This is a genomic window from Fructilactobacillus sp. X3R5C2, from assembly GCF_059901175.1.
The window spans coordinates 227,769-250,025 of the sequence record NZ_JBWXVC010000002.1; the positions used below are offsets into that span (position 1 = coordinate 227,769).

Sequence of the window (22,257 nt, forward strand, 5' to 3'; positions counted from 1 at the left end):
TTATAGCAAACTTTCCTTGTTTAATAATTAATTAATCCCTCTTATTAAAGAAATCTTGACCATCTTTAACAATCTTAGCGATCGACCCCGTTTTAATTGGTAAATCAGAGGGAAGCGCATCGATGATTTGCTTACCATACCGTTTGTCAATCAAACGACTGTCCAAAAAGTTAATGATACCATAATCAGTTGAGCTTCTAATCAATCTTCCCACCCCTTGTTTAGTTTTGATAATAGCTTCTGGTAAGTCAAAATTATAAAATGGATTCTTGTTTTGTTCCTTTAAAAACTTAGCCCGACTTGAAACAACCGGATTATTGGGAGATTCAAACGGTATCCGGGTAATAATGAGTTGCTTGAGTAAATTATCCGAAAAATCAACACCCTCAAAATAACCATTAGCTCCAAGTATTACTGGAACTGCATCCTTGGTTGACTCAAATCTTTTGATCATTTTTTCTTGACTCCCAGAAACACCGGCGGCTTGAATCATAAAATTATCGTTATTGTTCTGATCTAATTTTTCGTACACTTTTTTCAAAATATCCAATGAGTTAAACAGTACTAGCGTTGGTACTGCATTAGCGTTGATAAGCTTCCAAATTGAGTTAGCCAGATAAGAGATATATTCATCATTATCTACACTAGGTGGCATCGGTGTCGTTTCAGAAATCATCATTTCAGCTTGCTTGGAATAATCAAAAGAAGATTTTAGCCGTTTCATTCTCGTATCACTCCGACTTAAATCAAGCTGATCAAAAATATACTGTGACTTTTTTGATGTAAACAACGTCGAACCGGTAAAAATTGCTGGCTTAAAATAGTGATAGATATTTTCTTTTAACTTATTTTTGGAAGCAAAATCGCCAGTCATGAGGATGACATGATTAGGATCTAGATCCTCTGTATAATAGATCCAGTAAAAAGAGGATCGCTCACTAACCCTTTGCCTAACTTGGTCCACGTTAACACTATCAATGTAATCAGTAATTGTAAGTAAATGACGTTCAAACTTCTCAATCAAAGCTCGATCAGAAATCGTCCAACGGTTCTTTTCCTTCTTAACTAACTTTTTGAAAGTATTTATAAATTCTTCTAATTTTACGTTAATATGAGTCAAATGGTTTATTTGATCCTGATGGTCTTTCACAAATTGAAGTAGTTCTTTTGCACTAATCGAAGACTCAGAACGCCTAGTAGTAACAGGTTTCATGAATTTTACCCTAAAATCCTGTAAAATCAACTGATTTGTATCAAAAATAGCATCTAGCTGGGAATCTAACCCATTAAGTCGATTTAACTCATCAATATCGTCAGAAAAGATTTCATTTAAATTTAATCCGTGGGTTTGAAATAAATCATTCTTAACCCTTCCAATATTTTTCTTTAAAGTATTGAATTTAATGACTTTTTCTTGCGATGAAAACGCAACGTCAGCAAGCTTATGAGCTTCGTCAACCACTAAGTATGGCTTTGAAGTCATGTAATTACTTAATTGACGACTATTCTCAAAAAGATAATTATGGTTAACGATAACAATATCAGCACGTTCCACCCTCTTCAATTGAGCGAGTAAGAAGTCAACATCTAGAAAAGAGTTCTTCTTATCCGTCTCCACATGAGAATTTTGATAATTAATTTGATCAATAAATGGAACTTCATTGGGAAGATTTAATTCGTCAAGATCACCCGTGCTTGTCTCAGTTAGCCAGACCAAGATTCGTGCTTTCATGAATTGTGACTGTTTAGATTTATCGTGAAATTGAAGTGTTTTGCTAAACCGTTCTAGATTAATATAATGATTGACACCCTTTAACATGGCAACATCAAAACTAGTATTAAGTAACGGTTCTAGTTGACTCTTAATTGTAGAATACAACTGTTCCTGAAGTCCATTGGTAGAAGTACTGACCACCAGCTGTTCACCTTCATTAACCAAATAAGCCATTGGAACCAGGTATCCCAGGGTTTTCCCACTCCCGGTTGGTGCTTCAATTAATAAATTATAGGTGGGTTTTTCTTTATCATGATAATTATTATAAATTAAGTTCATCATTTTACTTTGTGAACTTCGCCAATTTAACTTACCCATAAATTGGCGTTCTTTCTGCTTCTTAGTCCTAGGATACTTTATCAAATTGTGCTCTGAGATTGAATAGGATGGTACTTGGTTTTTTAGCGCAATCCCATTTACAACCACATATTGCGAATTCAAATTCTTTAAATGTTCCCGCTTAATCTCTTCACGATCTTCAATAAATTGAACCGTATCTCTAGGGAGATCCGGATGAACCTTAAGAATAGACTGAATTGTCACTAAGGGTAATTTTTCAATCTTCTTCATGATTGTTAACAGTAAATGAGCAGTTGCGTCAGCATCACTTTTAGAGGAATGCGGATGGGTGTGTGAAATCCCAAAATGATGACTTAAGTCCTTTAATCGATATCCCGTTAATTCCGGAAAAAAGATTTGACTCAACGTGACCGTATCAATGGCTTTAATATCTAACTCAGGATAACCCACTCTTTCTAATTCCGCATTTAAAAACGGAAAGTCAAAATTAACGTTATGGGCAACGAAGACAGTACCACTCAGTATCTTATAAATATGGGGAGCAACCTGATCAAACGTTGGTGCTCCTTTAATTGTCTGGGCGTTAATGCCAGTTAAGTGGGTGATATCTTTAGGAATCGCTTCACCATTATTAACATATGTTGAGTAGGAATCGACCACTTGACCACCTTGAACAAAAGTACAACTAAATTGAATAATTTGGTCACCATTAGAGACATCCGTTCCAGTTGTCTCCATGTCAACGACTGCATATTTTGTATTCTTGGGCACCTGTCTCACCTACCTTTAAAACTAATTCCACTACAATATTACTACATTTATCTTAATATTTATATAAACCAACATTTAATCATTAGTAAAGTATTCTAAAATATATTGGTCATGTTCTAAATTATGATAAAATAGGTATGTTTGGAAAGTGAGCGATTGAAATATGAACACGACTGCAACCGGGTTGAGTCATGCAAAAATAATTTTTTTAGGTGAGCACAGTGCCGTCTACCAAAAGCCTGCGATTGTTTTTCCTGTGCCACAAATTAAAGTGAAAACCACCATTACTTCTGATGGTAACAATCAACTATTCAGTAAATACTACCATGGTCCAATTAGTGCTCTCCCTTCTTCAATGAATGGATTACAGACACTTATTAATCGTCTTAACCAATCATTAAATCCTAATAACATCCCAATTAATATCAAAATTGATAGTGCAATTCCGTTGGGGAGAGGGATGGGTTCATCCGCTGCAACCGCTAGTGCAGTTACCAGAGCCTTTTTTCATTTCTTTAATCATCAACTAAACGCTAACCAGCTTAAGAAATTTACCGATGTAGAGGAAAAGATAACTCATGGTAATCCAAGTGGAATTGACGCTAAAACCGTCAGCGCACTTAATCCCATCTTATTTGAAAAAGGTCAGTTTTATGATTTCCCCGTTTCAAGCACAGGAAATCTCATCATTGCTGATACTGGTATCTCAAGTAATACTTCCACGGCGGTTTCAATGGTAAGAGATGAAATGGACCATAACTTTCAAAATACGAATGATTTAATTAACGACCTCGGGGATTTAGCTGAAGCAGCTAAACATTCTCTGACATACAATAAACTCAAACAAACCGGCAAATTAATGAATCTGGCCCAAAATGATCTTTCAAAATTGGGAGTTAGTTCAACAGAAATTAATACCCTGGTAAATGCTGCTAATCAGGCGGGTGCCCTCGGTGCTAAACTAACGGGAAGCGGACTCGGTGGATGCATTATTGCTCTGTCAGATTCTAAAACCACCACGCAAAAAATCAAGACAACCCTTAAACAAAGTGGAGCACAAGGAGTTTGGGTCCAATCATTAAATGAAATGAAGTAAGGAGATTTATTATGTCCGACAATACTAATATCTATAGAACCCAGAAGGCTCGTGCTCATACTAATATTGCACTAATCAAATATTGGGGGAAGGCCAATAGTCAACTCATTATTCCAGAAGACAGTAGCCTGTCTTTAACTTTAAATGACTTCTATACCGATACTGAAGTTCGCTTTGACCCATCTCTAAGTTCTGATCAAATCACTTTTAACAATCATCTAATTAATGATTCGGAAGGAAAAAAGATTGTCAGTTTTCTTGACATCGTTCGAAAAAAAGCCAATGTTGATATTCACGCCCATGTTAAGACAAATAACAATATCCCTACTGCTGCTGGGCTTGCTTCATCTGCTTCAGGGTTTGCTGCTCTCGCTGCCGCTTCTAGTAAAGCCATTGGAATGAATCTTTCTAAAAAAGATCTTTCTAGGCTCGCTAGACGAGGATCAGGTTCAGCAACACGCTCTATTTTTGGCGGTTTCGTCAAATGGGAAAAGGGTCATAGTGACGAAACTTCCTTTGCCATTCCAATTGAAGAAGACATTGATTGGGACATTAACCTAGTAGCTGTTATTATTAATCGAAACGAAAAAAAGATTTCTAGTAGAGAGGGTATGAAAATTTCTAAGTCCACCTCCCCTTACTATCAATCATGGAAAAAAGTTACTAGTCATGACATGACCACGATGAGAAAAGCAATTCGTACTCATAACTTCGACTTAATGGGCCACACTGCTGAGGAAAATGCCATGAAAATGCACGCCCTCACGTTCAGTTCCGATCCAGCTTTTACATATTTTAATGGAGATACACTTAAAGCAATTCAAATTGTTCACGAATTAAGAGACAATGGCATCAGTTGCTATTTTACAATTGACGCTGGTCCAAATGTAAAAGTGTTAGTCCAACATGATAATTTAAACCAAGTTGTAAATCGATTTAAAAGCACTTTTGGATCATCAAACGTGGTTGCTACCACTCCAGGTCCTGGAATCGAATATTTAAATTAAGGGAGTAATTAATTACATGATTTCCGCAAAAGCACCGGGTAAATTGTACGTAGCTGGTGAATATGCAGTAGTTGAGACCGGCTACCCTGCTATCATCGCTGCATGTGATCGCTTTGTTCGGGTTGGCATTAAAGCAAGTTCAGATTTTGGAAGCATCTATTCGAAACAGTACGATGAGAATATGCTCCATTGGAAGAGATTAGGCCATCGCATGGTCTTCGATAATCGTGATAATCCTTTTCAGTACATCATTTCAGCGATTAAAGTAACTGAAGAATACGTTGAAACTCTCAATAAAAGTTTAAAAACATACGATATAATCGTAAATAGTGAACTCGATAGTGCCGATGGACGTAAGTACGGATTAGGTTCTTCAGCTGCCGTCACGGTTGCAACCGTTAAAGCCTTATGCGAATTCTACGACATTAACCTTTCTACGATGCAACTCTTCAAGCTAGCCGCAATTGCTCATTTTGAAGTTCAAGGAAATGGTTCATTAGGCGATGTAGCTGCTAGTGTATTCGGCGGTTGGATTGCTTACCATTCATTTGACCGACAGTGGTTAGCCAATGCCCGTAAAGATGTGGATTTAGTGGAACTGTTAGATTTAAAGTGGCCTAGTTTAAAAATTATGCCGCTAACAGCACCAAAGAATTTACAATTATTAATTGGATGGTCAGGTTCACCCGCTTCAACTTCAAATCTAGTTGATCGAGTGGAGCTAAAAAAAGCCAGAAATTCTGAACTTTATCAAGACTTTCTTCACTTCAGTCAGGAGTGTGTCTTAAATATTGTTAATGGCTTTAAAAGTTCTAATCTGGAAATGATCCAAAAGAACATTGAAAACAACCGCAAACTCCTTTTAAAACTCGGTGAATTTGCCAACGTTGAAATTGAAACCCCCAAGCTAAAAGAATTAATTGACATTGCCGATCATTTTGGTGGTGCAGCCAAAACTTCGGGAGCTGGTGGTGGTGATTGTGGGATCGTCATTATTAATAAGGATGATAATATCGATGATCTTGTTAGCGATTGGAACCGCCATGGAATTAAGCTACTAGACCTTAAGATTCATAATAATTAGGAGAAACAAATGACTAACCAACAGTCACATCGAAAAGATGAACACGTCTCGCTTGCTAAAAAATTTCACCATACGGAATCTGAAGCTGGATTCGATCAGGTTCATTTTATGCCAGTAACATTCCCTGAAATGACATATCAGGATGTAGATATCTCGACTCAATTAGGCTCGCTGTCTTTAAGGGTCCCCTTTTACATTGAAGCGATGACTGGTGGCAGTGAGTATACCAAAAAATTAAATTTTCACCTAGCTTCTATCTCAAGGCGCTGTGGAATCGCAATGGCTTCGGGATCAGAAAGTGTAGCAATCAAACATCCGGAACTAATCGATACCTTTTCGATCATTAGAAAGCAAAACCCAGATGGACTGATCTTTGCTAACATTGGTGCTGGGACAACCCCAAAAGCGGCTGAGCAAGCAATTGATATTCTTCAAGCTAATGCATTAGAGATCCACGTTAATTCAGTTCAAGAACTCATCATGCCCGAGGGATCAAATTCATTTAACTGGCTATCCAATATTTCAAACATTGTCCAAAATATTAAAGTACCAGTAATCGTCAAGGAAGTTGGATTCGGGATGAGTTCTAAATCAATTCAAACCCTTTTGGACCTTGGAGTTGAATATGTAAACATTGGTGGTCGTGGCGGAACTAACTTTGCTCAAATTGAGAACTTCCGTCGTCATCAAAAAGAAATGGACTATTTTAAAGACTGGGGGATTACCACGGTGGAATCTCTCTTTGAATCCCAAAAAGTTCCTAGCATGAACATCGTAGCAACTGGTGGCATCACTAATCCCATGGAAATCGTCAAATCATTGTATTTGGGTGCCGATGCTGTTGGCATTGCGAGTCAGATTTTGGTGAAACTAATTGATGACGGTGAAGACAAGACCGTGAAAATGATTAACGATTGGATTATTGGCATTAAGTCCATTTTCACCGCACTAGGCGCACACAACATTAATGAACTGCGTCAATGTGAATCAGTAACCAGTCCAGAATTACAAAGTTACTTAAATCAACGCAAATAAAAAGACCTTCGTTTAAAAAACGAATGTCTTTTTATTTTCTCATGCTTTAAACCTTAATCCCTTAGGGAAAAAGTTTTTTAACGTCCCATTCACGACTTTACCAAATCCAACACTCATTCCGCGACATTGAATTAAGTACCACCCTTTCTTTAAGTTGGGATCCACGGCAACGGTGTCACCATGGACATAACTCTGCCACTGCTGATCAGTAATTTTAACGATGTTTTTTACGTCATTAGGATTAATTGCCAATGCCAATGCATACGAAGGCTCAATCCGATTCTTTTTAATCGTTCCAAGTGGCGTTCCGGGTCGCATTACTTTTAAACCATCTAAATCGGGGATTGCCGGATTAAATGAATACAGGGTACTCCCAAATTCTAGAAGATCTTTTGTCAAAAAATCGCGCTTAAAGTTAACGGTACAGAACTCTTTCCACTCTTTTTTTATACTACTTGAGACGTTACTTATTTGATGCTTAATCTTTTTGGATTTTCCAACATCTGTACTCTGCAACTTGGCAATAAAATGCCCATCACCTTTAAATAAGTTAGGAAACAGACGAGCCGTTTTAGTTAACTCTTCGTTTCCATCCGCCCATTCCGGTTTTCCGTCGATCATCCCATCATACTTCTTAATCGGGAGAGCCTTAAAATCATAATTAGCTAAGATCCAAGCAATTATCTGTTCGTCTTCTTCTGGTGAAAAAGTACAAGTTGAATAAATCAATTGTCCACCTGGTTTTAACATCTTAACGGCTTCTCTTACAATGTCTTTTTGCCGCACAGCACACTCTTTCGGATAATCAATTGACCAGTATTTTGTTGCGTCATGATTTTTTCTAAACATTCCCTCACCCGAACATGGTGCGTCAATCAAGATCTTATCAAAATACCTTGGAAAATGCTTTGACAGGTTATTTGGATCTTCATTCAAGATTAAAGGATCCCACACCCCAAACCGTTCAAGATTTTCAACTAAAATCTTAGCTCGGCTCTGGTCAATCTCATTTGATACAAGTAAGCCCTTGTTTTTCAACATACCAGCCAAATGAGTTGACTTTCCTCCTGGGGCAGCACACAAGTCTAATACCTGATCTCCCACACTAGGATCAACCACCTCTGCTACGTACATAGCAGATGGTTCCTGACTGTAAACGTAACCACTCTGATGCTCGACGGTTTTCCCGCTAATTTTTCCGTAATAACCATTTTGGGTATAGGAAATCGGGCTTGTCATATCCAAACGAACATCAGCTTTAGTTTTGAGCGGATTAGTTCGAAAGGCGTTGTAAGAATCTTCATCAAAAGAATCAATAAAACTTTGATAATCATCTTTTAACAGATCATGATATTTACTTTTAAAATCTTCAGGTAATTTCATATTGATAAGTCCTTATTATTCAAATTGCTTGGCAGCTCTCACAGCCATCTTCCATCCCTTGTATAGTTTTTTTCTTTTATCGTCACTCATATGTGATTCAAAAAAAGTACCAACACGCTTACTTCTTTTAATTTCATCAATATCCTTCCAAAATCCAACCGCCAAACCAGCCAGATAAGCTGCTCCTTGTGCCGTAGTCTCTGAAATTAATGACCGTTCAATTTGATCATTTAAAATATCGGCTTGAAACTGCATTAAGTAATCATTTTTAGCAGCTCCACCATCTACTACTAGTGATTTAACCGGAATCTTAGTCTCCTCTACCATCGTATCAAGAACATCCTTTGTTTGAAATCCTAACGATTCAATGGTCGCACGAACTAATTGATTACGTGTCGTTGATGATGTCAAGCCAAAAATCGATCCACGAATTTCCTGATCCCAATATGGTGCCCCTAGTCCAGTAAACGCTGGCACTACGTAAACTCCGTCACTCGTTTTGGCATCATAAGCCATTTGCTCAGAGGCCTTAGCCGATGAAATTAAACCCATCTCATCCTTTAACCATTGAATTGCCGATCCAGCCACAAAAATGCTACCTTCTAAAGCATATTTAACTTCTCCATTCAATCCGTAGGCAATTGTGGTTAACAATCCATTACTAGAAAACCTTGGCGTTTTTCCTGTATTCATCATAATAAAGGCACCCGTTCCATAAGTATTCTTCGTCATTCCGGGTTGTAATGCTAATTGTCCAAATAATGATGCTTGTTGGTCACCGGCAATTCCGGCAATTGGAATCTGTACCCCTAAAAATGAATATCCCTTCGTATATCCAAAGAAGTGTGACGATGGTTTCACTTTAGGTAACATTTTCTTAGGAATATCGAAGAGCTCTAACAGATCATCATCCCATTTCAAATCGTTGATGTTATATAACATTGTCCTACTAGCATTAGTATAATCAGTGGCATGAACGGTTCCGCCGGTCAGATTCCATAGCAACCATGAATCAATGGTTCCAAATAATAAATCTCCATTCTCCGCCCGTCTCTGGGATCCCTTTACATGATCTAAAATCCATCTAATTTTCGTACCAGCAAAATAAGAATCAACAATCAGTCCCGTCTTTTGGTGAATTAAATCAGCGTAACCATCAGTTATTAACCGATCAGCAATTTCACTGGTCTGTTTTGATTGCCACACCACAGCATTGTAGATGGGCTTTCCACTTCGTCTATCCCAAATTACAGTCGTTTCACGTTGATTAGTAATGCCGATACTTCGCACTTTATAGGGAGGAACTTCAGAGTTAATCAATACCTCAGAAATCACAGATTCAACGGCATTCCAAATTTCAATTGGATTTTGTTCCACCCACCCTGGATGAGGAAAAGATTGTTTAAACTCACGTTGTACTTTTCCCACAATCTGGCCATCATGATCAAATAACATTGCTCGAGCAGAGGTCGTTCCTTCATCAATTGCCATTATGTATTGCTTGCTACTCATATTTTCCCTCGTTTTTTCAAATAAATGTTATGTGTTAATTATACCCTAAGTAATTTAGCATACCAAACGTGAAGTTATACCATAACAAAGGCAATATGGTAGAATACTTACATGTGATTTAATAGGAGGCAATCTAAATGACAAGTTTTAATGAATATTCCGCATGTACCAGCATTTTAGTTGGAAAAGATGCCACGGTTGATGGCAGCACTTTAATTGGTCGCAATGAAGATGCTAAAGCATCATGGCCAAAACGATTTGTTGTCCATGAACATAAGGAGTATCAGGATGATCAGGAATTCAAATCAACTGATAACGGCTTCAAAATGCCGCTACCAAAAACACGGGGAAAATACACTGCTACTCCCGAATGGACCGACCAAGACGGTTTATTTGAAGAGGATGGTATTAACGAATATGGGGTTGCTATGAGTGCAACTGAAAGTACGTACGCTAACGCACGTGTCCTAGGTTATGATCCTCTTGTAAAAGATGGAATCGGCGAAGAAGCCATGGTAACCGTAGTCTTGCCTTATGTCCATTCCGCAAAGGAAGCCGTCAAACGTCTTGGTAACATTGTTGAAAAATATGGGGCCAATGAAAACAACGGAGTCCTTATGTCTGATAAAGAAGAAGTTTGGTACTTAGAGATCGGTTCCGGACACCAATGGATCGCTGAAAGAATTCCTGACGATGAATACGCCATCGTTGCTAATCAAATGGCCATTGAAGAAGTTAACTTTAAAGATAATGATCACTTCATGTGGTCACCAGGGATTAGGGACTTTGTATCAAAAAACAATTTAAATCCGGATCGTTCTGGTTTTAACTTTAGACACATTTTTGGAACCCATGACTTATCAGACACCTACTATAACACCCCTCGAGTTTGGTACGGACAAAAAATGTTTAACCCAGAAATCAAGCAGGATCCCACTTCCCAAGACCTCCCCTTTACAAGGAAAAGTGAAGAATTAATATCGGCACTCGATGCCCAAAAGTTGCTCAGTTCACACTATCAGGGAACTCAGTTCGATCCTATTGGTGCAGGCGAAGAAGCTGATCGAACTCGATTTCGTCCCATTAGTTTAGCCAAAACCCAAGAATCACACGTGCTCCAAATCAAACCTAATCTACCAATTGAAATTGGTGGAATTCACTGGCTTGCTATGGGTGTAGCGGCTCAGAGTACTTACGTCCCATTTCTTGAGGGAATTTCTGATACTCCCAAAGCATATAAGTACCACGTCAAGATGGATTTTGATCCTAAATCGGCTTACTGGATCTTCAAGCTAGTTGGAATCTTAGTTGACCCCCATTACCTTGAATTTGGTGACAAACTTAAAAACGTGCAACAAAGTTTAATCGAACAATACGAACAAATTTTACAGCAGGGAGAACAAGAGGCCCACGACTTGGATTCAATTGAAGATTCAATTGAACTAACTCAGCTTGCTAATGAGGCCAGTTCTAAAGCAAGTAAACTCGCTTTGCGTAGCTTTAAGAACCTTGGTCAATACTTGATTACAAACTCAACGGACTTCTCTCCTCTCAACTATCACCAAGATTTAAATCTATAAAAAAAGAGAGTATACTTTATTAGTATTTCCATTAAATTTAATCAAGGAGAGTGACTTTATGTCTAAAGGGAAAAAGCAAAGTAAATTAGGCTTAATGTCTTTAGTTTTAATGATACTCACTGCGATATTTGGCTTTGGTAATACGACCGTCGCCTATGATCAAATGGGCTACGCCAGTATTATCTGGTACATATTTGGAGCACTAGTATTTTTCTTACCGGTTTCATTAATGTTTGCCGAATATGGTTCGACTTTCAGTAGTGCTAAAGGTGGAATTTATTCCTGGCTTAAAGAGTCAATTGGTGAACGCTTAGCCTTCATCGGAACCTTTATCTGGCTATCATCATGGATCATTTGGATGATCTCAACTTCTTCTAAGGTTTGGATCCCATTTTCTAACATTATTTTCGGAACGGACAAAACCCAAACATGGCATTTGTTCGGAATTTTTACCCCAATGCAAACAATTGGAATCCTCGGGATTGCCTGGATTTTAATTATTACTTTGTGTGCGAGTCATGGTTTTGATTCAATTGCTAAGATTGCAAACATCGGTGGAGTATTATCAATTGCTTTGCCACTGATCTTTGCTATCTTATCAGTAATTGTTTGGGTCTTAAATAAGGGCCAACTTGCTGAGCCAGTCAATGGCGCTAAAAGTTTCATTCAATCCCCTAATCCATTATTCGTAACTCCAATCGCCATCATGTCATTTGTTGTTTATGCGATTTTTGCGTATGGAGGAATGGAATCAATTGGTGGAGTCGTTGATAAGGTCAAAAATCCTACGAAGACTTTTCCCCGTGGGGTCATCATTGCGGCAATCATCATGGCAGTCATCTATTCTGGATCCATTTTTTTGGTTGGTATTACAGCTAACTGGCATGAAGTTGTCGGAAAGGGTTCGGTCAACTTGGGTAACATCACTTACGTTTTAATGAATAACCTTGGTTATGTTTTCGCTAAAACCCTTGGCTTTTCAGCCGGATCAGCAATGGAATTTGGTCGCTTCATGGCTCGAGTAGCCGGTTTAGGGATGTTTATTCCGTACTTAGGTTCTTTCTTTGTTCTGATATATTCCCCAATCAAATCATTTATTGAGGGATCCAATCCAGATTTATGGCCTAAAAAAGTGGTTAAATTAAACAAACATGGCATGCCAGGGTTTGCAATGTGGATTCAAGCATTTGTCGTTGTTGCCGTTATCTTTGTCATTTCTTTCAGTGGCAATAATGCTCAACAATTTTACTTAATTTTAACTGACATGGCTAATATTTCGACAACTTTCCCCTACTTATTTTTAGTTGGAGCTTTTCCATTCTTCAAGAAACTAAAGAATGTTCCTCGTCCCTTTGTCTTTTACAAGAACCGAATTGTCACTAACATCATGGTAACCATTATCTTGGTTGTACTAGTGTTAGGAATTGGTTTTACTGCTATTCAACCAATCTTGACTCATGATTACACCACCGCCTTCTGGACCATTGTGGGACCACTAGCTTTTGCATTGGTTGGTTGGTTAATGTATGAATACAACAGTCGAAGAGGTACTAAAACTGCTAAAGAAGTTGATGACCAATAAAAAAAGAGTTCGCAATGCGAACTCTTTTTTTTTACATAAAATTAATGCTTACGACTTGCTTCTTTAATACGAGCAGCCTTACCAGAACGATCACGTAAGTAATACAACTTAGCACGACGAACTGAACCATGTCTAACAACATCAATCTTAGCAATTCGTGGTGAATGTAATGGGAAGATTCTCTCAACCCCAACCCCACTGGCAATTCTTCTTACTGTGTAAGTAGCTTGAATGCCTGAACCGTGACGTTTAATTACAACACCAGTAAACTTCTGAATACGTTCGTTACTACCTTCAACAACCTTTACGGAAACCGTAACGGTATCACCGACACGAAATTCAGGAATATCTGAACGAAGTTGATCACTATTGATCTTATCAATCAATTTATTTTGACGCATAATCATTTCTCCTAACTAGCATTCTTATCTTCTCGACAGCGGAATACCGTTTTATTTAGCCATAAAAGACCACTTAAAATTATAACATACAAACCAAAAAACTCAATACTTACCGATCTTCTTCCTCAATTTTAACGTCCGCCAATAATTCCTTTTGCCTTTTTGACAGTTTATTGTAATTAATCAGATCTGGTCGTCTTAAATATGTCTTTCTTAAAGATTCCTTCTGTCGCCAATCATCAATTTTTTGATGATCACCACTAGTTAAAATCGGTGGAACTTCTAATCCCCTAAAGTCTGCTGGTCGCGTGTATTGAGGATATTCAAGCAATCCACTTGAAAAAGAATCTCCTGGAGCTGACTCTTGATTACCAAGGACACCCTTAATGAGTCGAACGGTCGCATCAATCATTACTAGCGCAGGCAATTCACCACCCGTCAGGACAAAATCACCAATTGAATACTCGTCAGTTACTACGGATTTAATTCGTTCGTCAAAGCCCTCATAGTGACCACATAAAAAGGTCAAATGGTCCTCTTTGGCAAGATTTGCAGCATCGTTTTCATCAAATTTTTTCCCTGCCGGATCAGTTAAAATGACTCTACCAGATGAATAACCCTGTTTTTCTGAAACTTCTTGAGAATGCGCAAAAGCATCAAGCATTGGTTGAGGCTTAAGTAACATTCCAGCTCCCCCACCAAAGGGGGTATCATCCACGTTATGATGTTTATTAGTCGAAAAATCACGAAAATTAGTAATATCAATATTTATGATTTCTTTTTCAATGGCCTTACCGATAATGGATTCACTCAAAGGGCCCTTTAAAATATTAGGGAAAAGGCTCAATATATCGATCTTCATCGTTACTGCATTCCCTCCATTAACTCAACGACTACTTTATGATTAGGAATATCCACTTTTTTTACGACCGAATCAATCTTTGGAAGTAACAAATCATCTTTATTTTTACGCTCCACTACCCAGACATCATTGGCAGGCATATCCATAATATCACTTATTACACCAATTTTATTATCATCTTTATCGATAACATCCATGCCGATAATTTGTTGATAGAAATATTCGCCTGGTTGTAAGTCAGTATTTTTTCTTTGCTCCGACGTAATTTTTAGGATGGCAGGTTTAAGGTATTCAACATCATTTATGGAATTGCGACCAGAAAAATGCAACAGAATAAATCCCTTATGGCTTCTAACCCCGTCAATCTTCAATTCTTCCATTTTTCCGTCTTTGGGGAATACATAAACAAGATTACCAACTTTAAAGCGTTGATCAATAAAATCAGTAGTAGGTTTTATTCGTACTTCACCTTTAATTCCCTGAGTATTTACTAATTTCCCAATTTCTAAGTAATCCATAGTTCACCTATTTCTATAAAAAAACTCTTAAATAAAAACGAGTTTTATCTAAGAGCTAATCTTTGCCATCATCAATAACGAGTTTAATTCGCTTTCCATCATTAACGTGAACACTATAAATTATGGTTCGAATCGTCTGAGCAACTCGACCCTTTTTTCCAATAATACGTCCAACGTCATTAGGATTGGTAGACAATATATATTCGCTAAATTGATCAGTATCCTGATGATTAATACTAATATCATCAGGAAATTTAACTAATGGCTTAACGATTGTTTTAATTAAATTATCAAAATTAACCATAATCAATCACTTATTTCTTAGCTGCTAATTTAGCATCATGTAATTGTTTCATAATACCTGCATCTGACAAAATATTACGAACAGTATCAGAAGGTTTAGCACCTTTTTCCAACCAGTCCATGATTGATTCTTCTTTTAAAGTTACTTGATCAGGTTCAGTTAATGGATTGTAAGTACCAACATTTTCGATAAAACGACCGTCACGAGGACTACGTGAGTCAGCAACCACGATACGGTAAAATGGACGCTTCTTTGAACCCATTCTTCTTAATCTAATTTTTAATGACATAAACACACCTCCTAATAGTTTTCTTAACAGTTACTAATATTACCAATAAATATTAATGATGTAAAGGTTTTTTTCTTTACAGTCTGAAATTAATGTCTTTTTTTATTTTTTCGTCGCTTCTTTTTATTCTTTTTGATCTTGCGACTCATCCGCTTCATGGCGAGATTCGACAATTTACCAGTCATTCCTCCACCCATTCCAGCAGAATCCATCATATTTGACAAACCCGACATATTTCCATTAGACACTTTGTTCATCATTTTCTTCATTTGATCAAATTGTTTAATGAGTCGATTGACTTGTTGAATCGGTTGAGCCGATCCGCGAGCAATTCGACGTCTCCTTGAAGGATTTAACACATCCGGATTGGATCGTTCCTCATCAGTCATTGAATAGATAATCGCTTTAATGTGGTCTAAATCTTTGGGATTAACGTTTAAATTCTTCAATGCCGGATTATTAGCCATTCCTGGAATCATTTTAACCAAATCTTGAATTGGACCCATCTTTTGAATTTGTTCTAATTGATCAACAAAATCATCAAAATCAAAAGAATTTTCCTTGATTTTTTCGGTTAATTCCTTAGCTTGATTTTCATCATACTCTTTCTGAGTCTTTTCGATGAACGAGAGCATGTCGCCCATTCCCAAAATTCGAGAAGCCATTCGATCTGGGTGAAATACGTCCAAATCATCTAATTTTTCACCTTGACCAACAAACATAATTGGTTTGTCAGTCACAGCCCTGATTGACAAAGCAGCTCCACCACGAGTATCTCCGTCTAACTTTGTTAGAATAACCCCGGTAATATCTAAAGCATCGTTAAATCCGACCGCCGTATCAACTGCATTTTGACCTGTCATAGCATCAACAACTAAAAGAATATCATTTGGATTGGCCACCTTTTTAATATTCTTTAATTCATCCATCAAGTTTTCGTCAATTTGAAGCCGACCGGCCGTATCAATTAACACATAATCGTTATTATTCTTGCTAGCTTCCTTTAAACCATCTTGAACAATTTGTACTGGGTCAACATCCGTTCCCTCTTGAAATACTGGAACATCAACTTGTTCGCCCACCTTTTCTAACTGTTCAATTGCTGCGGGACGATAAACATCGGCAGCGATCATTAATGGACGCGCATTATCTTCAGATTTAAGCCTTTTAGCTAATTTACCTGCTGAAGTAGTTTTACCTGCTCCTTGAAGTCCTACCATCATAATGACTGTAGGAATCTTGTCTGATTTAACTAGCGGAGTGGCAGATTCACCCATCATGTTAGTCAGTTCATCGTTAACGATCTTAACAATTTGTTGGGCCGGATTTAATCCTTCAAGAACATCAGCGCCCTTAGCTTTTTCTTGAACCCTCTTTACAAACTGACGAACCACCTTAAAGTTAACGTCCGCTTCTAGTAATGCTAATCTAATTTCCCGCATTGTTTCACGCAAATCAGATTCGCTGACCTTACCTTTTCCTCTTAAGTTTTTAAAAGCTTTTTGTAATCGATCGGTTAAACCTTCGAAAGCCATCTTTTCACCCCTAATTTTCTTCCGTAGTTTCTAAGTGATCCACCAACTCATTTAAGTGTTCATCATTTGGATAATACTTCTTAACGTAATCTCTAATTTCATCGGTTTGCCGATTGCGTAATACAAACAATTGATATAGGTGCATTTTACTTTCATAGTCTTCAAGAATTTGCTCAGTTCTTTTAATGTTATCATAAACCGCTTGGCGACTAATATTGAAATTTTCTGAAATCTCACCTAACGAAAAATCATCTGCATAGTATTCTTGAATATACTCTGCCTGTTTCTTAGTGAGTAATTCACCATAAAAATCATACAAAGCATTAATCCGATTATTCTTTTTAATGTCCATCTAAAGTCACCACTAATTGTCTTGAATTAATCCCTTAAATAAACCGTCAATAAAGCTCTTAGAATCAAATTTACGCAAATCATTAACCGTTTCTCCAAGTCCAACGAACTTTACCGGAATATTAAGCTTATTTTTGATTGCAATTACAATTCCACCCTTGGCAGTTCCATCAAGCTTTGTTAGAACAATTCCCGTAATGTTAGTGATTTCATTGAACATCTTGGCTTGATTCAAAGCATTTTGACCAGTAGTTGCATCAATCACTAGCAATACTTCTTGAGGTGCGTCTGGAATTTCACGCTTAATGACCTTATCAATTTTAGCAAGTTCATTCATTAAATTAACTTTATTTTGCAATCTTCCGGCTGTATCAACAAATAAAACATCATAATTTTCTTTTTTGGCTTTATCTACTGCTTCAAAAACAACCGAAGCTGGATCACTACCAGCGGACTTTTTAACAATATCAACACCATCACGTTTAGCCCATTCATCTAATTGTTCAATGGCGCCCGCTCTAAATGTATCAGCAGCCGCTAAAAGCACCTTTTTATTTTGCTTTTTAAAATTATTGGCCATCTTACCAATAGTCGTCGTTTTTCCAACTCCATTGACACCAACAAATAAAATCACAGTTGGGCCAGTTTGAGATAATTTGATTGAACTATCTTTATCACTTGGTGCATCATACAAATCGATCATCTTTTGGACGATTAGATTTTGAACTTCTTTTGGTTTCTTGGCATTTTTTAATTTAACCTCTTCTTTTAGTTCATCAGTTAGTTGGATTGCAGTTTCAAATCCAACATCGGATTCAACCAGCGTATCTTCTAAATCATCAAAGAAATCATCATCAACTGAGCGAAAATTAGCAAATAGCGCATTTAATTTTTGTCCAAACGAAGACCGTGATTTTGCCAGACCATGTTCGTATGCTTTTTCAGTTGATTCAGGCTGCTTAGTTACATCATCAGTAGACTCTTTGACATCTTCATTTTTATTAGAAGAATGATCTGCATCAACCACAGACTGGCCTTTTTCATCTGACTTGTTATCGTCAGTGCTTCGAACACCATCTTTTGATGTTTGCGTTTGTTCTTCCGGTTCTTCAGAAACATCAGCTCCATCGTTCTCACTCTCACTTGATCCATCATTTTTCTGACTAACTTCATTTTCTTCAGTTTGTTGAGAGTGGTCACCTCGATCAGAGGTGTCGTCACCAGTAGCCTTTGCTTTCTCATCTTCTCTTTTAGACTGCTTGGTTTCGTTCTCGTTGTCGTCAGATTCCTTCTTCTTACTTTTAAAAATATCAAATAAACCCATAATTATTCTCCTAGCTTTTTAGATTCATCCAAGTTGACCGAAACAACCTTAGATACACCCGAATCTTGCATTGTAACTCCATAAAGATGATCCGCATAGACCATCGTTTCCTTTCTGTGAGTAATTACAATAAATTGTGTATTATTCTTTAAACTCTGCATATACCGCGCAAAACGATCCACATTAGCAGGGTCAAGAGCAGATTCAGCTTCATCCAATATTACAAATGGAACTGGTTTTACCTCAAGAACCGAAAAAAGCAGTGCCAAAGCCGTTAGAGCTTTTTCACCACCAGAAAGTAAATTGAGATTACGGTATTTCTTTCCGGGTGGTTTTACCAAGATATCGATCCCGGTTGTAAGTAAATGATGTGGGTCATCCATTTTTAGTTTGGCTTCCCCACCACCAAAAATATTGCGAAAAATATGACTAAACGCAGTTGCAATTTTATCATAAGTTTCGCTAAATTTAACTTTTACCGTTTGATCCATTTCATTCATTATCCCAATCAGTTGGCTCTTAGATTCAATTAAATCATCAAGTTGATGATTCATAAATTCGTAACGGTCTTTCACTTCTGCATAGGCATCAATTGAATTAACATTAATCGGACCCAACTCGTCAATTTCAGATTGGATGGATTTAATCAATGAATCGATTTCGGGTAATTCAAGTTCCACCTTCTTCATTGAGCTAGTTCCTTTAATCATGTTATCACGTTGATAACGCTCAGAATCAAGGTTATCTATAGCTGTTTTTAAATTTGACTCTAGCTTTTGAACTATTCCTGTTTGAGAAATTAAACGATCCTGAAGATCGGAAACTTGCTGATCATATTTTTGATCATCTTGGTTAAATTTATCAATTTTTGAATTAAGATCGTTAACATCCCGCTTAGTACTTTGGATTTGTTGTTCTAGTTCGGGAATATTAGTTTTTACTGCCACCACTTCTTGATTAATTGATTGCTTAAGTCCGTTTATACTATTGGCTAAGCTTTTTAATTGAGTTTCAAAATTCAACCTTTGTTTTAAAAGACTTTCCCTACTGGACTTGAGTTGACTATTTTGTTCCTTTAAGCGAATCAACTTTTCTTTGATTTCAGATGATTTGATATTATTTTCGTTAACATTCCGAGTAATCTTTTCAATCTGACTTTTGATTGAGGTATTCTTAGACTGATTTTGCTTAATTTGCATTTTTAAATCATTAATCTTATGAGAAAGATCAATCTCATTTACACCATCATCACTAGTTGTGTTTTTTAATTGTAATCGAATTGCATCAGCATTTCTTTGAGACTCCTTTAAACTACTTTGATTCATACTAATGCTTTTTTGTTTAGCTTGAATCTCTCCTTTTAATTCATTTAATTTTTGACGAAGTTCATCGTGCTTATTCTGCTTTATTGTGTGCTGATATTGGAATTTTTTGATAGTCTCCTCACCAGCATTCATCTTCTGGCTCATTTCTTCAACTTGCTGATTTAAGTGGACCAATTTTTCTTTTTGACTTAGTAAGCCAGAGGACTGGTTGCGATTCGATCCACCGGTGATTGCACCTCCAGCATTAACGACATCCCCATCTAAAGTTACCACTTTAGCCTTATGACCAATTGTCTTACTGATCTTTGTAGCACTTTTTAAATCAACCGCAGTCATCGTACCACCCAGCAGGTGATTCTTAATCCGTGTCATATTCGATGGCATTTTGACCAGGTCCGAAGCAATTCCAACAAAGCCAGAAATCGACTTTACCTCATTTAACACATTAGAGGATAAATAACGTTCATTAACGGCATTCATAGGCAAGAACGTAACTCTTCCCAGTTTCTTCTCGCTTAAATAGTGAATTGCTTCTCTAGCGTCTTTAACGTTCTCGGTGATAACCTGCTGAATCTGACTTCCCAGTGCTGTTTCAATGGCTAGAACATAACGATCAGGAACTTCAATAAAATCACTTACTGTTCCTTTAATACCAGTTAAATTCGCTTTGCTTTTTAATAAGTTTCGCGTCCCGCGATAAAGCGAATTATGATTTTCCAAGATTGACTTAATACTATCTCGTTCCGTTTTAGTCTCCTGAAAAACACGTAATGCAGCATACCAGCTTGCCTTTAATTCTTTTTCTTTGTCTCTTGAATCTGACAACTTCTTATCAACTTGCTTTAATTCATCCACCATTTGTTTCTGGTTGTTTTGAAGTTTCGATAATTCGGTCTCTTCTGAAGTGATTTCTTGCTTTAAAAGGTTGCTTTGATCTTCAATCGCATTAATCCGCTGGTACTTCTCTTTTACCTCACTATCACTACGCTTGGATAATTTTTGCATTAACTTTAAATTATTCTTGGCACTGGCTAATGACTGCATCAAATCTATGTAATCATTTCTTATATTTTCAAGTTCTGTTTGCTTTTCCAATAAATTTTGTTGAATAGGAGCCGTTTCAAGCTGCTTCATCTTATGAGAATAGTTGGAAATGAGAGCCTGCTTTTTACTAATTTGGCTTTGATTATCAGTAATATTGTTTTTAACGTTTCCCAGTTGCTCTTTTAAATCACTTACTTTACTTTCTAAGTCGTTAATCTTTTGTTGATTAAATTCACGTCGTTGCTCAGACAACTGCTGATCACTATGAGCTGATTCGAGTGATTTAGTGTCGCTTAAAAGTTGATTTTGAAGCTGTTCACGCTTCTGGGTTAAACTTTTAATCTTGCTCGTTAACCCTTGTTTGCGTTCTTTAACTTCCTTAACTTGTATTTTTAGATTAGTAAAAGTAGTATTTTGCTTTTTGAGCTCCTTTTCCAGATTCATTTTCACGTTTTCATGATTTTTAATCTTAATCACTAATCTAGAATACTTCAATTGATCAAGATACTTTTTCTTATTTAAATAGAGCGAAGCAGCATCACTTTGCTCCTTTAGAGGCCCAATTTGTTTGTCCAACTCGTTAATAATATCTGAGATTCGATCCAAATTTCCTTGAGTATCAGCTAACTTTTGTTCAGTTTCCACCTTTTGTTTTTTATATCGATAAACTCCAGCAGCTGTCTCAATAATTGATCGCCTTTTTTCAGCATCATCATTAAGAATTTCGTCAACATTCCCTTGCGAAATAATTGAAAGGGAACCTTCACCTAATCCAGTATCCATAAAAAGATTATTAATATCCTTCAAACGACAATCTTTATCATTGATTGAATAAGAACTATCACCATTTCGATAAACTTTACGTGTGATTTTAATTTCGGTATAATCAGAATCCAAAAAATGATCAGAATTATCAAAATAAATGCTAACTTCTGCACGACTAAGAGCTCTGCGCCCCTTGGACCCAGAGAAAATGACGTCTAACATTTTTTTACCACGTAAAGTTTTGGCCGACTGCTCACCTAAAACCCAACGAATTGCCTCGATGACATTACTTTTTCCGCTACCATTTGGACCAACAATTCCAGTAAGCCCATCCTGAAAGTCAATTGTGGTTTTATCTGCAAAAGATTTAAATCCTGCAATCTCAATTGATTTTAACTTCACCTTAATGCCTCAT

18 protein-coding genes are annotated in these 22,257 nt (G+C 37.1%); 6 read left to right on the forward strand and 12 right to left on the reverse strand.

Annotated features, from left to right (window positions below):
• Positions 1-31 precede the first annotated feature (31 nt).
• Positions 32-2,845 (reverse strand): helicase C-terminal domain-containing protein, encoded by a 2,814-nt coding sequence (locus AC6UD4_RS03190; RefSeq protein ID WP_500693734.1) that lies wholly within the window; start codon positions 2,843-2,845, stop codon positions 32-34.
• 163 nt (positions 2,846-3,008) lie between these two features.
• Between AC6UD4_RS03190 and mvk the strand changes: the two genes are divergently transcribed.
• The 4 genes from mvk to fni are packed head-to-tail and all read left to right on the forward strand — an operon-like array spanning position 3,009 to position 7,067.
• Positions 3,009-3,941, forward strand: coding sequence for a mevalonate kinase (mvk, locus tag AC6UD4_RS03195; protein ID WP_500693733.1), 933 nt, complete (start codon positions 3,009-3,011; stop codon positions 3,939-3,941).
• A gap of 11 nt (positions 3,942-3,952) precedes the next feature.
• Positions 3,953-4,948, forward strand: coding sequence for a diphosphomevalonate decarboxylase (gene mvaD, locus AC6UD4_RS03200; protein WP_500693732.1), 996 nt, complete (start codon positions 3,953-3,955; stop codon positions 4,946-4,948).
• Positions 4,949-4,964: 16 nt separating this feature from the next.
• Positions 4,965-6,032 carry a phosphomevalonate kinase gene (locus tag AC6UD4_RS03205; RefSeq protein WP_500701065.1) on the forward strand — a complete coding sequence of 356 codons (1,068 nt, stop codon included), beginning with the start codon at positions 4,965-4,967 and terminating at the stop codon, positions 6,030-6,032.
• Between the two features lie 9 nt (positions 6,033-6,041).
• A complete protein-coding gene (fni, locus tag AC6UD4_RS03210) occupies positions 6,042-7,067 on the forward strand; it encodes a type 2 isopentenyl-diphosphate Delta-isomerase (protein WP_500693730.1) in 1,026 nt (341 codons plus the stop codon).
• Between the two features lie 39 nt (positions 7,068-7,106).
• On the opposite strand, the gene AC6UD4_RS03215 is transcribed toward fni, so the two are convergent.
• Complete coding sequence (locus AC6UD4_RS03215) at positions 7,107-8,450, reverse strand: RsmF rRNA methyltransferase first C-terminal domain-containing protein (protein WP_500693729.1); 1,344 nt, start codon at positions 8,448-8,450, stop codon at positions 7,107-7,109.
• A 15-nt stretch (positions 8,451-8,465) separates the two neighbouring features.
• Complete coding sequence (gene glpK / locus AC6UD4_RS03220; protein ID WP_500693728.1) at positions 8,466-9,962, reverse strand: glycerol kinase GlpK; 1,497 nt, start codon at positions 9,960-9,962, stop codon at positions 8,466-8,468.
• 137 nt (positions 9,963-10,099) lie between these two features.
• Here glpK and AC6UD4_RS03225 point away from each other — a divergent pair, with 137 nt between their 5' ends.
• Positions 10,100-11,542 (forward strand): C69 family dipeptidase, encoded by a 1,443-nt coding sequence (locus AC6UD4_RS03225; RefSeq protein WP_500693727.1) that lies wholly within the window; start codon positions 10,100-10,102, stop codon positions 11,540-11,542.
• A 58-nt stretch (positions 11,543-11,600) separates the two neighbouring features.
• Entirely contained in the window at positions 11,601-13,124 is a 1,524-nt protein-coding gene (yjeM, locus tag AC6UD4_RS03230; protein WP_500693726.1) for a glutamate/gamma-aminobutyrate family transporter YjeM, read from the forward strand.
• A 41-nt stretch (positions 13,125-13,165) separates the two neighbouring features.
• Here the strand turns inward: yjeM and rplS are convergent, their stop codons facing one another.
• The 9 genes from rplS to smc form a co-directional block, all read right to left on the reverse strand.
• Complete coding sequence (rplS, locus tag AC6UD4_RS03235; protein WP_500693725.1) at positions 13,166-13,525, reverse strand: 50S ribosomal protein L19; 360 nt, start codon at positions 13,523-13,525, stop codon at positions 13,166-13,168.
• Positions 13,526-13,634: 109 nt separating this feature from the next.
• Positions 13,635-14,387 (reverse strand): tRNA (guanosine(37)-N1)-methyltransferase TrmD, encoded by a 753-nt coding sequence (trmD, locus tag AC6UD4_RS03240; RefSeq protein WP_500693724.1) that lies wholly within the window; start codon positions 14,385-14,387, stop codon positions 13,635-13,637.
• A gap of 2 nt (positions 14,388-14,389) precedes the next feature.
• Positions 14,390-14,905 carry a ribosome maturation factor RimM gene (gene rimM, locus AC6UD4_RS03245; protein ID WP_500693723.1) on the reverse strand — a complete coding sequence of 172 codons (516 nt, stop codon included), beginning with the start codon at positions 14,903-14,905 and terminating at the stop codon, positions 14,390-14,392.
• A 55-nt stretch (positions 14,906-14,960) separates the two neighbouring features.
• Positions 14,961-15,209 carry a KH domain-containing protein gene (locus AC6UD4_RS03250; protein ID WP_500693722.1) on the reverse strand — a complete coding sequence of 83 codons (249 nt, stop codon included), beginning with the start codon at positions 15,207-15,209 and terminating at the stop codon, positions 14,961-14,963.
• A gap of 10 nt (positions 15,210-15,219) precedes the next feature.
• The gene (gene rpsP, locus AC6UD4_RS03255; protein ID WP_500693721.1) at positions 15,220-15,498 is read right to left on the reverse strand and encodes a 30S ribosomal protein S16; all 279 of its coding nucleotides are present in this window, start codon (positions 15,496-15,498) and stop codon (positions 15,220-15,222) included.
• Positions 15,499-15,587: 89 nt separating this feature from the next.
• Positions 15,588-17,033: a signal recognition particle protein gene (gene ffh / locus AC6UD4_RS03260; protein ID WP_500693720.1), complete on the reverse strand. Its 1,446-nt coding sequence runs from the start codon at positions 17,031-17,033 to the stop codon at positions 15,588-15,590.
• A 10-nt stretch (positions 17,034-17,043) separates the two neighbouring features.
• The gene (locus AC6UD4_RS03265) at positions 17,044-17,385 is read right to left on the reverse strand and encodes a putative DNA-binding protein (RefSeq protein WP_500693719.1); all 342 of its coding nucleotides are present in this window, start codon (positions 17,383-17,385) and stop codon (positions 17,044-17,046) included.
• A 12-nt stretch (positions 17,386-17,397) separates the two neighbouring features.
• Positions 17,398-18,708, reverse strand: coding sequence for a signal recognition particle-docking protein FtsY (gene ftsY / locus AC6UD4_RS03270; RefSeq protein ID WP_500693718.1), 1,311 nt, complete (start codon positions 18,706-18,708; stop codon positions 17,398-17,400).
• A 2-nt stretch (positions 18,709-18,710) separates the two neighbouring features.
• Positions 18,711-22,244, reverse strand: a complete 3,534-nt coding sequence (gene smc / locus AC6UD4_RS03275; RefSeq protein ID WP_500693717.1) for a chromosome segregation protein SMC — start codon at positions 22,242-22,244, stop codon at positions 18,711-18,713.
• Between the last annotated feature and the right edge of the window lie 13 nt (positions 22,245-22,257).

What these genes read in the sequence shown, in the direction of transcription:
- mvk (WP_500693733.1), top strand. Translation starts at nt 3,009, where the DNA reads ATGAACACGACTGCAACCGGGTTGAGTCATGCAAAAATAATTTTTTTA.
- mvaD (WP_500693732.1), top strand. Translation starts at nt 3,953, where the DNA reads ATGTCCGACAATACTAATATCTATAGAACCCAGAAGGCTCGTGCTCAT.
- AC6UD4_RS03205 (WP_500701065.1), top strand. Translation starts at nt 4,965, where the DNA reads ATGATTTCCGCAAAAGCACCGGGTAAATTGTACGTAGCTGGTGAATAT.
- fni (WP_500693730.1), top strand. Translation starts at nt 6,042, where the DNA reads ATGACTAACCAACAGTCACATCGAAAAGATGAACACGTCTCGCTTGCT.
- AC6UD4_RS03215 (WP_500693729.1), bottom strand. Translation starts at nt 8,450, where the DNA reads ATGAAATTACCTGAAGATTTTAAAAGTAAATATCATGATCTGTTAAAA.
- glpK (WP_500693728.1), bottom strand. Translation starts at nt 9,962, where the DNA reads ATGAGTAGCAAGCAATACATAATGGCAATTGATGAAGGAACGACCTCT.
- AC6UD4_RS03225 (WP_500693727.1), top strand. Translation starts at nt 10,100, where the DNA reads ATGACAAGTTTTAATGAATATTCCGCATGTACCAGCATTTTAGTTGGA.
- yjeM (WP_500693726.1), top strand. Translation starts at nt 11,601, where the DNA reads ATGTCTAAAGGGAAAAAGCAAAGTAAATTAGGCTTAATGTCTTTAGTT.
- rplS (WP_500693725.1), bottom strand. Translation starts at nt 13,525, where the DNA reads ATGCGTCAAAATAAATTGATTGATAAGATCAATAGTGATCAACTTCGT.
- trmD (WP_500693724.1), bottom strand. Translation starts at nt 14,387, where the DNA reads ATGAAGATCGATATATTGAGCCTTTTCCCTAATATTTTAAAGGGCCCT.
- rimM (WP_500693723.1), bottom strand. Translation starts at nt 14,905, where the DNA reads ATGGATTACTTAGAAATTGGGAAATTAGTAAATACTCAGGGAATTAAA.
- AC6UD4_RS03250 (WP_500693722.1), bottom strand. Translation starts at nt 15,209, where the DNA reads ATGGTTAATTTTGATAATTTAATTAAAACAATCGTTAAGCCATTAGTT.
- rpsP (WP_500693721.1), bottom strand. Translation starts at nt 15,498, where the DNA reads ATGTCATTAAAAATTAGATTAAGAAGAATGGGTTCAAAGAAGCGTCCA.
- ffh (WP_500693720.1), bottom strand. Translation starts at nt 17,033, where the DNA reads ATGGCTTTCGAAGGTTTAACCGATCGATTACAAAAAGCTTTTAAAAAC.
- AC6UD4_RS03265 (WP_500693719.1), bottom strand. Translation starts at nt 17,385, where the DNA reads ATGGACATTAAAAAGAATAATCGGATTAATGCTTTGTATGATTTTTAT.
- ftsY (WP_500693718.1), bottom strand. Translation starts at nt 18,708, where the DNA reads ATGGGTTTATTTGATATTTTTAAAAGTAAGAAGAAGGAATCTGACGAC.